The 13,957-nt window shown below is 49.6% G+C and carries 15 protein-coding genes; 4 read left to right on the top strand and 11 right to left on the bottom strand.

Features of this window, described 5'->3' with window-relative positions; all coding sequences use genetic code 11:
- Nucleotides 1-1,149, bottom strand: coding sequence for a galactonate dehydratase (gene dgoD / locus BLS44_RS07310; RefSeq protein WP_090389396.1), 1,149 nt, complete (start codon nt 1,147-1,149; stop codon nt 1-3).
- 10 nt (nt 1,150-1,159) lie between these two features.
- A complete protein-coding gene (locus BLS44_RS07305; protein WP_090389395.1) occupies nt 1,160-1,783 on the bottom strand; it encodes a bifunctional 4-hydroxy-2-oxoglutarate aldolase/2-dehydro-3-deoxy-phosphogluconate aldolase in 624 nt (207 codons plus the stop codon).
- A gap of 209 nt (nt 1,784-1,992) precedes the next feature.
- Between BLS44_RS07305 and ispG the strand changes: the two genes are divergently transcribed.
- Nucleotides 1,993-4,020, top strand: coding sequence for a (E)-4-hydroxy-3-methylbut-2-enyl-diphosphate synthase (gene ispG, locus BLS44_RS07300; protein ID WP_090389616.1), 2,028 nt, complete (start codon nt 1,993-1,995; stop codon nt 4,018-4,020).
- Nucleotides 4,021-4,258: 238 nt separating this feature from the next.
- Here the strand turns inward: ispG and BLS44_RS07295 are convergent, their stop codons facing one another.
- The 4 genes from BLS44_RS07295 to BLS44_RS07280 form a co-directional block, all read right to left on the bottom strand.
- Nucleotides 4,259-4,771 (bottom strand): hypothetical protein, encoded by a 513-nt coding sequence (locus tag BLS44_RS07295; protein ID WP_143019692.1) that lies wholly within the window; start codon nt 4,769-4,771, stop codon nt 4,259-4,261.
- Nucleotides 4,772-4,971: 200 nt separating this feature from the next.
- Nucleotides 4,972-7,776, bottom strand: a complete 2,805-nt coding sequence (locus tag BLS44_RS07290) for an outer membrane beta-barrel protein (RefSeq protein ID WP_245729135.1) — start codon at nt 7,774-7,776, stop codon at nt 4,972-4,974.
- Between the two features lie 318 nt (nt 7,777-8,094).
- Nucleotides 8,095-8,277: a hypothetical protein gene (locus BLS44_RS07285; protein WP_090389392.1), complete on the bottom strand. Its 183-nt coding sequence runs from the start codon at nt 8,275-8,277 to the stop codon at nt 8,095-8,097.
- A gap of 74 nt (nt 8,278-8,351) precedes the next feature.
- Nucleotides 8,352-8,741, bottom strand: a complete 390-nt coding sequence (locus tag BLS44_RS07280) for a DUF1801 domain-containing protein (RefSeq protein ID WP_090389391.1) — start codon at nt 8,739-8,741, stop codon at nt 8,352-8,354.
- Nucleotides 8,742-8,928: 187 nt separating this feature from the next.
- Between BLS44_RS07280 and BLS44_RS07275 the strand changes: the two genes are divergently transcribed.
- On the top strand, nt 8,929-9,447 hold the full coding sequence (locus tag BLS44_RS07275) for a hypothetical protein (RefSeq protein ID WP_090389390.1): 519 nt from the start codon (nt 8,929-8,931) through the stop codon (nt 9,445-9,447).
- Here the strand turns inward: BLS44_RS07275 and BLS44_RS27065 are convergent.
- The 3 genes from BLS44_RS27065 to BLS44_RS07260 form a co-directional block, all read right to left on the bottom strand.
- Nucleotides 9,416-9,592 carry a hypothetical protein gene (locus BLS44_RS27065; protein ID WP_394332465.1) on the bottom strand — a complete coding sequence of 59 codons (177 nt, stop codon included), beginning with the start codon at nt 9,590-9,592 and terminating at the stop codon, nt 9,416-9,418. The genes BLS44_RS07275 and BLS44_RS27065 overlap by 32 nt on opposite strands.
- 129 nt (nt 9,593-9,721) lie before the next feature.
- Nucleotides 9,722-10,066, bottom strand: a complete 345-nt coding sequence (locus BLS44_RS07265; RefSeq protein WP_090389389.1) for a TfoX/Sxy family protein — start codon at nt 10,064-10,066, stop codon at nt 9,722-9,724.
- A gap of 11 nt (nt 10,067-10,077) precedes the next feature.
- Entirely contained in the window at nt 10,078-10,458 is a 381-nt protein-coding gene (locus BLS44_RS07260; RefSeq protein ID WP_245729134.1) for a nuclear transport factor 2 family protein, read from the bottom strand.
- 101 nt (nt 10,459-10,559) lie between these two features.
- Here BLS44_RS07260 and BLS44_RS07255 point away from each other — a divergent pair, with 101 nt between their 5' ends.
- Nucleotides 10,560-10,967 carry a winged helix-turn-helix transcriptional regulator gene (locus BLS44_RS07255; RefSeq protein WP_090389387.1) on the top strand — a complete coding sequence of 136 codons (408 nt, stop codon included), beginning with the start codon at nt 10,560-10,562 and terminating at the stop codon, nt 10,965-10,967.
- A 3-nt stretch (nt 10,968-10,970) separates the two neighbouring features.
- Here BLS44_RS07255 and BLS44_RS07250 read toward each other — a convergent pair whose 3' ends face one another.
- Together BLS44_RS07250 and BLS44_RS26475 are read right to left on the bottom strand one after the other, a co-directional pair.
- Nucleotides 10,971-11,864 carry an alkaline phosphatase family protein gene (locus tag BLS44_RS07250; protein ID WP_245729133.1) on the bottom strand — a complete coding sequence of 298 codons (894 nt, stop codon included), beginning with the start codon at nt 11,862-11,864 and terminating at the stop codon, nt 10,971-10,973.
- Nucleotides 11,848-12,045 carry a hypothetical protein gene (locus BLS44_RS26475; RefSeq protein WP_090389386.1) on the bottom strand — a complete coding sequence of 66 codons (198 nt, stop codon included), beginning with the start codon at nt 12,043-12,045 and terminating at the stop codon, nt 11,848-11,850. The genes BLS44_RS07250 and BLS44_RS26475 overlap by 17 nt, the downstream gene beginning before the upstream one ends.
- A 291-nt stretch (nt 12,046-12,336) precedes the next feature.
- Here BLS44_RS26475 and nadB point away from each other — a divergent pair, with 291 nt between their 5' ends.
- Nucleotides 12,337-13,953 (top strand): L-aspartate oxidase, encoded by a 1,617-nt coding sequence (nadB, locus tag BLS44_RS07240; protein WP_090389385.1) that lies wholly within the window; start codon nt 12,337-12,339, stop codon nt 13,951-13,953.
- The last annotated feature ends 4 nt before the right edge of the window (nt 13,954-13,957 follow it).

Genomic DNA, 13,957 nt, shown 5'->3' with positions numbered 1-13,957 from the left:
TTACCATTCTGCGATACTGCCATCGCGGTGCCGCCATACGGGGTTGCGCCAGTGATGGCCTTCAGCAGCCATTTTACGCACATGCGTTTCATTGATAGCAATACCTAAACCAGGCTGGTCGGGTATCTTTACATACCCATCCCTGTATTCAAACACCGTTTTATCATTGAGATAATCCAACAGGTCGCTGCCCTGGTTGTAATGGATACCCAGGCTTTGCTCCTGTATAAAAGCGTTGTGACAGGTAGCATCTACCTGCAAACAGGCCGCCAGCGCAATGGGACCCAGCGGGCAGTGCGGGGCAGCGGCCACATCAAAAGCTTCGGCCATCGAAAAGATCTTTTTACACTCTGTAATGCCTCCTGCATGGGATACATCCGGCTGAATGATATCCGCATACCCTTCTGTAAGCAGGGTTTTGAACTGCCACCGGGAAAACATCCGCTCCCCGGTGGCGATCGGAATGGCCACATGGTTGGCGATCTCCCGCAGGGCTTCATTGTTTTCCGGCAACACCGGCTCTTCAATAAACATCGGCCGGAAAGGCTCCAGTTCCTTTGCCAGGATCTTCGCCATGGGTTTGTGCACCCGGCCATGAAAATCGATACCGATACCGAAATCGGGGCCGGCAGCCTCCCGTACGGCAGCGATGCGTGCTACCGCCTGGTCAATTTTATCATAACTGTCTACATATTGCAGCTCCTCTGTTGCATTCATTTTGACCGCCTGAAATCCCTGGCCAACCATCTGCCGGGCAGCAGCGCCTACCTCTGCCGGCCGGTCACCACCGATCCAGGAATAGACTTTCATTGAATCATGCGCCCTGCCTCCCAGCAACTGGTGTACCGGCGCATTGTAATATTTTCCTTTAATATCCCAGAGTGCCTGGTCGATACCGGCAATAGCACTCATCAGGATGGGACCTCCACGGTAAAATCCTGCGCGGTACATCGTGTTCCAATGATCCTCGATATTCAGCGGGTCTTTACCCTCCAGGTATTCCATCAGTTCATCCACCGCGGCTTTTACCGTAGCCGCTCTTCCCTCGATCACCGGCTCGCCCCAACCCGTAATGCCTTCATCCGTATCGATCTTTAAAAAGAGCCAGCGCGGCGGCACCTGGAACAATTCATAATTTTTTATTTTCATGATTTCCTGTTTAGGGTTGCATCGCCCGGATAAACTTCCGGGCATTTTCCTTCAGCGTTTCCAGGTAGGCATCGGTAATTTGCTCTTTGGTATTCACCAAGGCACTGCCAATACCAAACCCCACAGCTCCGGTCTTCAGATACGCTCCAATATTCTCCGGTGTAATACCTCCGGTAGGCAATAAGGGAATATGCGGCAACGGAGCCCTGAGATCTTTTATATATGCGGGGGAACCGGAGGGAAATACCTTTATAATATCCCCGCCTGCGCGATGGGCTGTATAAATTTCTGTAGCGGTATAAGCCCCGGGGATGCTGACAGCTCCCAGTTTTTTTGCGGCCAGGATCACGCGCTCATCCACTACAGGAGACAGGATAAAACGGGCTCCGGCGCTAACCGCATCCGCAGCCATTGCCGCACTTAGTACGGTTCCGGCCCCGATAACCATATTATCACCCAGTTTATGGGTCACCTGCTCAATAGCCTGCAAGGGTGCTTCCGAATTCATGGTTATTTCCAGCAGCCGGATGCCCCCTTCATATAAAGCAGTGGCAATACGCACCACATCCAAAGGATCAGCGCCTCTTAAAATAGCAATGAGTTTGTGTGTGGTTATTTGTTGATAGACGGTCATATCGTTCCTGTTATTTTAATGCGGGATCGTTAATGAGAGCGAAAGATAAACAGAAAACGCAGAAAAATCAATGCGCTATTGCCGCGCATGCACAGATCCAACGCAGAAAATACCGGCGCAAATCAGTGGAAGAAAACCACCTGCAGATAAAAACGCAGCTGTCGGGGTCCATAATTGAAGCACACTTAAACATTGGTTATCTTTGCAGCATGGAATTATACGCAGCATCGCTCAACTCATATAAAAGATTGTTAACCAAAGAGGTAAAGATCGGATCCCTGTTACTGGGCAACCACCATCCCATCCGGGTGCAGACCATGACCACCACCGATACCATGGATACCCTGGGTACAGTGGAACAATCCATCCGTTGCATTGAAGCCGGTGCGGAACTGGTGCGGATAACAGCCCCTTCTAAAAAAGAAGCGGAGAACCTGCTGAATATAAAAAATGAGCTGCACAAAAGAGGATATCATACCCCCCTGGTGGCCGATATTCATTTTACGCCCAATGCTGCTGAAATAGCAGCGCGCATCGTGGAGAAAGTACGGGTGAACCCGGGCAACTATGTCGATAAAAAGAAATTCGAACAGATCGAATATACAGACGCGGAATATGCAGAAGAGATCGACCGGATCCGCGACCGTTTTACGCCGCTGATCAAAGTGTGTAAGGAATACGGAACAGCCATGCGCATTGGTACCAACCACGGCAGCCTTAGCGACCGCATCATGAGCCGTTATGGTGATACCCCGATGGGCATGGTGGAAAGCGCAATGGAGTTCCTGCGCATTGCGCGGGATGAAAGCTATCACCAGATCGTCCTCAGCATGAAGGCCAGTAACCCGATCGTAATGGTGCAGGCCTACCGGCTGCTGATCAAAACCATGGATGATGAATTTGGCGAGATCTATCCGCTGCACCTGGGTGTTACTGAGGCGGGCGATGGTGAGGACGGCCGCATCAAGTCTGCGATCGGCATCGGCACCCTGATGGAAGATGGCATTGGCGATACCATTCGCGTATCCCTGACCGAAGACCCGGAACTGGAGATACCGGTATGCCGCGACATTGTGAAGCGGTATGAAGGGGAAAAGCCAACAGGAATGCAGGATAACAAGGGGCTAACGGATCCGCTATCAGTGCATCGGCCCATCAATATGTCTACGGCAGGATACAACCCCTTCCAATCGCAAAAACATAGAACCACCAGCATTGGAAATATCGGCGGAGACCAGGTACCTGTGGTAATAGCGGATCTCAGCAAACTGCCGGCCATAACTCCGGCATCACTAAAAGCTGTTGGGTACACTTATGATGCCGGCAATGATAAATGGCATATTGCCGATGCGGCGGCCGATTATATTTATACCGCTAAGGCGGAACTGGATTTCCCCCTGCCGGGTATGTTAAAAGTGATCACCACCCCGGACCACTGGAGCAGGGCTACCGATCAGACAAAATATTTTCCCCTATATGAGGCCGGTACATTTATCAACACAGCGGCAACGGGTAATATGCTGAATTTTGTAATGCTGGATGCCGGCGACTTTCAGCAACTGGATGCGTTAGCCGGCAGATCCGACATCGTGCTTTGCCTGAGCAGCAACCGCAGAAATGCAATGCAATCCATGCGCCGGATGTGTATCGGGTTAGCGGAACGCGGTATCCGGCACCCGCTGGTTTTTATTACAGACAGCAACTGGAGCACCGCCGATGAGCACCTGATCCATTTTGCCACAGAAACCGGCGCGCTGTTCCTGGATGGGTATGGCAACGGTATTTGCCTGGGCATGGGTGCCGCTGCGCACGATCATTTTAACGACGCGCAACTGAGCGGACGCCGCTACACCTCCGCAACAGATACAGGTGCGGCCGAGCAGTTCATGAACAACACGGCCTTCAGCATTTTACAGGCTACCCGTACCCGCATTTCAAAAACAGAGTACATCTCCTGTCCCTCCTGCGGACGCACATTGTTTGACCTGCAGGAAACCACTACAAAGATCCGCTCGGTTACCAACCATCTCAAAGGCGTAAAAATTGCCATTATGGGTTGTATCGTTAACGGACCGGGCGAAATGGCGGATGCCGATTTCGGATATGTGGGCAGCGGCCCGGGAAAGATTACGCTTTACAAAGGCAAGGATGTGGTAAAACGCAATGTCAACAGCGATATTGCGGTGGAGGCGCTCATTGACCTGTTAAAGGAGAACGAAGTGTGGATCGAGCCTTAGCGGAAGCCTGCTGACAGCGGTGAGCTTTTAGCAATCAGTCTTCAGCTACCCGCAATGCGGCAGGCAGAGTGGCCATCCAAATATAAAGTTCTCTGCCGTAAACCAGCCTTCCCGGTCGTCCGGATACCTGCAGACACAAAAAAGCAACAGCAGGACCGTTCTTTAAACAATGATAACAACCCGTTCAACAAATACACGCTACAGGTTTTCCTTTGGCAGCAATGAAACAAACGCCTGATCAGTTCCTGTAAAACTGCTTTGAGAAAACAGCGACAAGATCAATATACTGTTTAAATATCTTTATTTTAGGGAACAATTCATGGTATTCATTGGGGTTATTAAATTTGATCATCCTGAACCTGCTTCCTACTTTACAGGCGATAAGATAGTATGTGCCGTCGTCGACATACCTCCCTGTTTTTAGTTCAGCCTGTGAGGGCAGGCTGAACAGCCCCGCCTCCACCAGGTCTGAAAAGATTTCCTCGTAAGGCTTCAGCGGAAAAACGGGGTACTGCTTTATTGTCTTTTCCTTTTTTGAGATATCGAATAAATGAGGATCCGTAACCACTACCCTGGAAGACCATTTGCGGCCATCAAAAGACAGTACAAAAACCTGCCCGCCTCCCATTGGCAGATACCCCACATGCATTCTTATTTCAATATAATGCTCAGATCCTGCCAGCGGCGGCAGGCCGTCATCCGCTGCATAAAACACCCTATCAGTTGTATCTGTAACAGGACCGCCTTTCATCTTGGTAGTATCCAATTTGAGCTGCCCGGACGTCTGTAGCAGACAACAAGAAAGCAGGAAGCAAACAATGCCTGCCCTGGCATAAGCATGTAAAATCACTTTATATTTTTACAGCGGAGACCCCCTATATGCCAATTTTCCATAAACAGGAATGAGTCCTTTAAAATGTGGATCAGGGCTTCCGGAACGAAGCCCATAGCTCAGAACAGCAGCAGCGACTGGCCTCCTACTTTTTTCTTGGCCCCGGTCGGACGTATGTTATAGGTAAATGTAGCCATGTAATAGTTGCCCAGCACATTACCCCGGCTGTACCTGAGCATGTTCTGCGACAGCACAACATCTGTATTATTCATTTTCCGTAAGATATCGTATACTCCCAGTCGCAATACACCCGCTTCATTTTTCATCATGGTGATGTTCAGTGCCGCATTCCAGCGTACAAACCGGCGCAGGGAAGGATCTACGATAGCGCTGTTCTGTATAAAGGCGATGTTGTTCTCCAGGATGATATGTTTGGGCCAGCGCAATATCTGCTCCGAACTGATCTCATAGTTGGTAACATTATAAGACTGGAACAATGCCGTATTCGAATTCCGCACTTTTTGGCCGCCATAGTTGATATTGTTATTCCATTCAAACACATCATTCCAGTTAAGGCCGATGCCGCCCCATAAATTTACATTATTCCGGTATTGCCTGCTCTGCTGATAATTATAGCTGAAAAAGTTCTCATTATATTCATAATAGAACCCGATATTGGAATTTACGGTAAACCGCTGCGAAAATTTATTCTGTTTATTGATACCTCCATTGCCCGCTATGCTCTTTCCTCCATCAGCGTTTACCGGCAGGATGAGCTGCGTACCATTGTCCTGTAACACCACATTCTGAATAACATCGTTTTTAATCGTGGCTGCCCTGGCCCAACCCCATACATTCAGTCCCAGTTTAGGGTCATTTGCATACATATTGAGTTGTACGCTGTGACGGATAGCCGGCAGCAGATCCGGGTTCCCTTTATTTATTACATAAGGATTGGTATTGTCAAAAACAGGGATCAGGTAACGATAGTTCGGAAGTATAATCTCCTTCCGGTAATCAATATTAAGCTTCCCGTAAACAATGCCCAGCTCCGGCAAAAAGGTGTTCAGCCGCTGCACCACATCTTCCGGCATCGACACCAGCCGGTTTACAAAACGTTGCGCCTGGTAGCGAAGCCTTGGCGTTATGCTCAGCTTTTTATATTTATATTCCAACCCCGCAGCTGTTGAAAAGCTGTTACTGGTACGTTCAAACCGGTTGCTGAGAGCATCGTTCAGGCGGGTAAACTGCCCCGATCCGTCAAGACCATAAGTATGAATGGTATTGCTCAGCTGCTCATATTCGTACCGGGCATCCACCCGTACAGAAAGATCTTTAATGACCGGCTCACTATAATTGCCATAAATACTGGCATTCAACGTGGGCACTTTTTCATTCCGCAGCTGATCAAACAAACTGTCCTTAACCTGCGGGTACCTGTATTGGATAGCAGCGTGCGTTCTGGCTTCATTATCCCGCAACTGCCAGATCAGCTGGTGGTTCAAATTAAATTTTCTTCCCTTTTTTACCCCGGAAAGCCTGTTATAATTAAGATAGTGCCGGTAATTCCGGCTGATATCGGCCCGGTCCAGGTCTACGCGGCCATCACTTAAGTTCCCCAGCACGGAGCTGGTATTTTTTACAAGCGTATAACGGTCGTCTGCTGTATTCCCCGCCATATAGTTGATCCCCGCCAGGATGCTGGTAAGGGAATCCGGCCGGAACTTTGCACCCAAACCAACATTATGAGCGTTGATCAATACTTTAGCCTTTTCGTCTTCCGTTCTTTTTAAAATAGTATCCCCATTATTATATTCGGTATAACCATCATTGCTGACATCCACTTTTACGTTCCCGTAAAAATACTGCCCGAAGATCGATTGTTTGCTATTGGGCGAATGATTGATATTTAATCCCAGTCCGGAGCTGGTGCTGATGCCTCCGTACTCTGTAATGCCCCCAAAATTGATATTGTTGATCCGGATACCCGTTCCCCCGCTGGCATTACGCCAGATGCTGATACTGCGGTTGCTGTTTACATCGGAATTGCGTTGTATTCCCCCGGTCTGCATCAGTTCGGAAAAGCTGAATCCCGGACGGTTGAGGTTATTGGTATAACCCAGCGCACTTACCTGCAGGGTATCCCTGAATACATTGGCGATCGCCCCCGCTTCATACGTATCTGCGGTACCGGCTCCCGCATAAGCCTTCCCAAACATTCCCTTTTTGACACCCTTTTTAAAAGTAAGATTGATAACCTTACCCACATTGTTGATATTGTCGTCGCCTCTTCGCAGCAACTCTTCCTTATCATCGGTCACCTGCACCTTATCGATCACGTTAGAGGGAAGGTTGCGCGTGGCCATTTTCGGATCATCGCCAAAAAAGGCCTTGCCATCTACCGTAATACGGTTGACGGGCTTGCCATTTACCGTAATATTCCCATCCCGGTCTACCTGCACCCCCGGCAGTTTTTTCAGAAGGTCTTCCACCAACGCGTTGGGCAACGTTTTAAACGCTGCAGCATTAAACTCGATGGTATCCCTGCGCACCGCCATCGGCGGACGCTCCGCCACTACCAGTACTTCATCCAGTGAGGTACTGTCCGGAGCCATCCAGAGCGTATCCAGGTTGAGGGTCCCGGAAGTTAGCGTAAAATCCTTTCGCATTACCTTATAGCCGGTAAAAGTAGCGATGACCCGTAATGGTGTATGCAGCGGCAGGCCCGGCACTTTAAACGCGCCGTCTGCGGCAGATAACCGGTAGGTGATAATACTTGTATCCGCGGCCTTGTATACGGTAACCGTGGCCAGGTAAAGCCCTTTTTTGGTTTGTGTATCCAGCAACGTTCCGGTAATTCCGCCCTGTGCCTGCACCCACAGGGCAGCAATCAGCAGGATGGCAATCATTCCTGTTTTCTTCATGAGCATTCTTTTAAGCAAGGTTATTGAAAAACACAACCTCTGTTTACACCCTGTGACCAAACGGCAAAACAATGGTATAAAATGAAGAAAGTGCCGGGCGAAAATATACGACAAAATTCGTATTAAAAAATCGTAGGTGTTTTTTTGGGAAAACGATAACGTTTCCCGCCGGCGCATCAACAGCACTGGAAGGCAGGGCCCGGAATCAACCGGTTAGCTACTAAAAGATCCGCTCCACCCCTGCCGCCGCTGTGTTAGGTGTATAAACCCGGTTCATCAACGGCCGCGGGAATTTGCAGGAGCCGGGTAACATTTGGCTCATCCGGAAGGGATCCTTAACAGTGTGTCATTTTTATATAAGACCAGTGCTGCAGGATCACCGGCCTCCTCTTTTGTTTTTTCCTGTATCCCGGCATAGGTCCATCCGCCCCTACCGTTTTTTTTTAACAGATAGGTGTATCCACCAGGGGGTTCTTCATGCCTGACCGTATTCCAAAACATTTTTGACGCGCTCCAACGCCAGGGGAAAGGCGCTTTCTCATACGGGCACGGTCGCTCCCGCCTCAGCCCCTGTATCATTTTAATCTTTCCAGCACACCCCTGCGCTTTACAATATTTTTATAATCCCATTGGATGCGCGCCGCTTTCTTAAGCCATCGCTTCAGGTCCTTTTTGTTCACCTCGCTTTCATGAATGTAGCGGGCTTCTGCGGCTTTAAAGCTGCCCTCTGGCAACAGGCCCGGTTCCCCGAACGACTGACCGCTCCAAAACAATAAACGGACACTATCCTTCAGTTTACTATACCCCACAACAGGATTCCCATCAAGGAACCACACCGGGTGGCGGTGCCAGATCTTATTTTCCGCCTGTGGAAGATGGATGTTGATTTCCTGTGCCAGCAAATTACAGATCGCCTCATCCGTTTTTGTCTGGGTCTTGTTATAAGCGGTGATATCAGGGTTCATGACGCAATTTTGATGGAAGATACTGCATTTGCGTTTCCCGCTCTCTTAAGCATCACAGGAGTTGCGCAATATTTCATCTCCCGGCGAGGCCTGCTCTACACAAAAAAGACCAACCCCATACCACCCTGTTGCGCTTTTCATTCCTTTTACGTTTTGAGGAATAAGACGACTCTTAAAAAACAGTCTTATGAAATATCAGCTCCTGTTTATTGCCACCCTGCTCACTGCCTGCCTGTCTTGTAAAAAGACCGCATTAGAAAACGATTATCAACAAAGTTACCGGACCTGGATCGGGTTCAGAGACAGCAGTAACAACCATTATCAATATACAAAGACCTTCACCTCCTGGACCGGCAGCCGGTCGGAGTATACGGTCATCGTAAAAAAAGGGCAGGTTGTACAACAGGAATATAAAGGCTATGAGTTGAATGCCGGGGCGCACCAACCAGCTCCTCAAACATCCTGGACAGAGGATGCCGCCAGCTTAAACACGCACCATAATTATGAGCCTGCCCTTACATTGGACCAGGTATATACAAAGGCAGGGAGCGAGTGGTTAAAGGTAAACCGGGATAAAAATATGATCTACTTTGAAGTGCAGAACCGTGGTATGATTTCCTCCTGTGGTTTTGTACCAAAGGGCTGCCAGGACGATTGCTTCACCGGCATCCATATCAGCGATATCCGGGCGTTGCCGGGTAATTGATTTTAAAATACAACCCGCACCGGGCGCGCATTCGCACGCAAAATAATTTACCCGGCAGGCATGCCTTCCATGATCCCCTCCACCATTTTTTGTTAAACGAAGGCAGATCTTTGGGTGTGCGGCTGGTGACCAGGCCGGCATCCACCACCACTTCCTCATCTACCCAATCGGCACCTGCGTTAGCAAGGTCTACATATGTGCTACTACCACAAAAACAGCTCCCGAAGACCGGAACGATGTAACAATCCTGTTAAAGCATATCAGGATATTTTAGTCATTCCTTTGCTTTGCCGGTTCCCGTTATTACGCTGTTAAATTCCAGGGCCAGGTTAACCCAGTAAGCAAGCGCTTCCGGGGTTTGTAGCTGATCCTCGTTTACATGAACATATCCCCTGTAAACGCGTCCCCCCATAACCACCGTTTCACACCCATCCCTGGCAGTAAGAGTATCATGTGCTTCGGGATTCACCCGGCACATGATCCTGCCGGGACCAGCGGTAAGACACATTTTCCCGTTGACCATAAAAGCCAGTCCGCCAAACATCTTCTTTTCGGTAACACCGGGCAGCGCCGACAGCGCCTGCCGCATACGCTGTGCAAGGGATTCGCTATATGCCATACGAACAGGGTTTAGGCAGGGGTGTTCCTCTGAAACGTCAGTGTGTCGAAAAATATCGTAAGGGCCTGCAATTTCCCATTCCGCGCTTCCCAGATCTCTGCTACATTGCCGGTTGTCTTTACCCCGTTGGGAAATGCGTAATCGTAGGTGCCAATTACACAGGCCTTATCCCCATCTACGATCATTTCCTTAACCCGCATAGTGGTAAATACCCGGGAGAACCGGTCGATGACCTGACGGTAAGCGGCTTTACCTGTAAGCGGCTCCGGGTGGGTCATATCACCTCCGGTGAATATAAAATCCTCCGCAAGCACGGTTTCCCATCCCTCCTTTTGCGCAAAGCCGCTGTAGTAATGTTCCAGAAGTGCTGTTGTGGTAGCTGCATTTTCCATGATCTGTTATTTTTAAGTTTTAGGCAATCCGTATCTTTGTCCTTGCATTTTGCAAGTACTAAAGTAACAAAGTTATTGCAAATTGCAAGCACTTAAAAAAAATGAGCAGGCAAAGATCCAACTGTCCCATCAGCTGTTCGCTGGATATTTTTGGCGACAAATGGTCGCTTTTGATCATCCGCGATGTGATGTTGCGCGGTAAATGTTCGTATAGCGAGTTTTTGAAATCGGAGGAAAAGATCGCCACCAATATCCTTACCAGCCGCCTTGCGCTGCTGGAGGAGGCAGAGATCCTTTCAAAAGAAGTAGCGCCTGAAAACCGGTCGAAATTCATATACCATCTTACACAAAAAGGTGCCGACCTGCTGCCCATCATCATTGAACTGATGGATTGGGGAGCCCGGTATAACGATCTTTGTCCGCGCAGGGAGCTGGGGAAGAAAATAAAAAAGAATAAGGCTGCCGTCATCGACGAATACAGGCAGCGGCTTAAAAAACAGATCCGGTAACGGTTACCGGAAAGCTTCTTTCACCGGCATGCCCCGCCAGCTTTCGGGCATCTTCAATCGCAACAGCCAGGCGATCGTAGCCGCTGTATCATACGTAATGACAGGCTGCGTTAATGCACGTCCCTTTTGCACACCCCGGCCATATACCACCCAGGGGATCTGTACTTCATCCAGTGATTTTCCGCCGTGCCCTTTTCCCTTGCCTCCATGATCTGCCGTTACAAGGATCACCGATTCATTGGCAATACCGGCGTCTTCCACCGCTTTCACGATCCTGCCGATACGGGCATCTACTTTTTGCAGTTCTTTATAATATTCCGGTGTACGGTGGCCGATATTATGTCCTACCCCATCCGGCTCATCGAGGTGCACAAAGGTAAGCACCGGTTTTACCGATTTAATGATCGCCACAGCCGTGTCCACACAAAAATCATCATTATCCTTGCCGGCTACCCGTATAGTGGTTGCAGCTTTTTCCAGCAGCGGGCCAATGCCCTGCCAGCTGTAGATTAATGCCGACACCGCCTCCGGCCGTTGTTCCTTCAACAATGAAAATACAGAAGGGAATAAGCCAAACCGGCTGGTATCTGCAGACGGGATCTCAGGTACTGCACTATTCCATTCTGTGTAACCATGTACGGTGGGACCGGCACCCATCAATAATGAAGCCCAGTTCACCGCACTGGAAGAAGGCAATACCGAGCGGGCAGTTAAGGACCAGGCCCCTTCCTGCATCAGCCTTTTCAACTGGGGCATTTCCGCCTGCGGCAGCGCATAGGCGCCAAATCCGTCGCACCCGATCAGGATCACATGCTTTACTTTTGAGGGTTGCGCCGTTACAGCAAACGGCAGCCATAAGAGCATCAATGCAATAATCGTTTTACGTATTCTGTCCATTTCCATTCCTTTTATAAGTACCTTTTAGCGACGAAGATAAGGGAATCCGCTTCCGGAAGGCAACCATCTGCCCATTATTCAGCCCGGGAGTCAGGCACAGGTATACCAAATAATCGCCAGGCAGACACCCGGTATGCTCCGCAACAAAGCGGATCAACGCTTCAATGGTATACTTTTCCAAACATTAAACAGCTTAAAGGGCCTGAACCCGCCATTCCTTCCTCCCCCCGGGACACATTTACACATGATTAAAATTAATTCTTTTGCCGGAGCGTTGCAAATCATCGTACCCTGCCCCATTCCAGGTATCCCTATCCGGCGGACCTGTACTGCGCAGAGCCCGGCAACACGGAGTTGTTTCGTTCTGCGGCCATCAAAAAACATAGATGGAGAACACGGATTTCCCCCGCTGCCTGCTATGGCTTACTCCAAAACCCAAATAAATCCTATTTTTACTGTTTAAATAAAATACATGCAGCAGGTAGATTTTCTGGTAATAGGGACTGGTATTGCAGGGCTTACCTACGCTTATAAAATGGCACACCGGTTCCCGGAAAAAAAAATACTGGTACTGACCAAGGCGGCGGCGGACGAAACCAATACCAAATACGCGCAGGGGGGAGTGGCCGTGGTAAATGATCCGGAGCACGACAGCTTTGAAAAACATATAGAAGACACGCTCATTGCCGGCGATGGTCTTTGCAGTAAAAAGATCGTGGAGATCGTGGTTACCGAGGGGCCGGACCGTATCGACGAAATGATTGCCCTGGGCACTAATTTTGATAAGGAAGCTGATGGCGATTATAAACGCGGAAAAGAGGGCGGGCACAGTGAGTTCCGCATCCTGCATCATAAAGATGTTACCGGGTGGGAAATGGAGCGGGCCCTGCTGGAAGCCGTAGCTACCTGCCCCAATATTGAGCTGATCAAACATTGTTTTGTCATCGATCTTATCACCCAGCACCACCTGGGCTACCTGGTTACCAAAGCTACGCCGGATATTGAATGCTATGGCGTATACGTGCTCAACCTGCGCACCAATGAAATAGAAACCATACTGTCCGGCAGCACCTACCTCGCTTCCGGGGGCAATGGACAGGTGTACCGTACCACCACCAATCCCGGGATTGCAACCGGTGATGGAGTGGCCATGGTATACCGGGCCAAAGGCCGTATTGAAAATATGGAATTCATACAGTTTCATCCTACCGCCCTTTTTGAAGCCGGGCTCACCGGCCAGGCTTTTTTAATTACCGAAGCGGTACGCGGCGATGGCGGCATCCTGCGCAATAAGGACGGGGAAGCATTCATGGAAAGATACGATGCACGCAAAGACCTGGCTCCCCGTGATATTGTAGCGCGCGCCATCGACAGCGAAATGAAACGTACCGGTACGGAGCACGTCTGGCTGGATTGCCGGCATTTTGAGCTGGAAAAATTCCTGGAACATTTTCCCAATATTTATGAAAAGTGTAAAAGCATTGGCATCGATATCACACAACATATGATACCGGTGGCTCCGGCCGCCCATTACAGCTGCGGGGGTATTAAAGTAGATGCATGGGGGCAAACATCCATACGGAACCTGTATGCCGTAGGTGAATGCAGCAGCACCGGTTTGCACGGAGCCAACCGCCTGGCCAGCAATTCGCTACTGGAAGCCATGGTATTTGCGCACCGCTGTTTTGAGCAGGTGTCCAAAAAGGCCTTAAGTGGTGAGCTGAATGAGCACCATTATAAAGGAGCGATTCCCGAATGGAACGCCAAAGGCACCATGCAGCCCAGGGAAATGATCCTTATTACCCAAAGCCTGAAGGAACTGCGGCAGGTGATGTCCGACTACGTAGGCATTGTACGCAATAACATACGCCTGGAGCGGGCCTCCAAACGCCTGGACCTTTTATGGGAGGAAACGGAGCAGCTGTACCGGTCCAGCAAGGTATCTCCGCAATTGCTGGAGCTGCGCAACCTGATCACCATCGGTTACCTGATCGTAAAAGGCGCCATCTTCCGTAAAGAAAGCCGCGGGCTTAATTACAATACCGACTACCCGGAAAAGAGCGCGCTGGTTCAGAACGTAGTGCTGTAATTAA

This window comes from Niabella drilacis, from assembly GCF_900101395.1.
GTDB lineage: Bacteria > Bacteroidota > Bacteroidia > Chitinophagales > Chitinophagaceae > Niabella > Niabella drilacis.
Note: the sequence above shows the minus strand (reverse complement) of the source record. Positions and strands in the feature narration are given on the sequence as shown.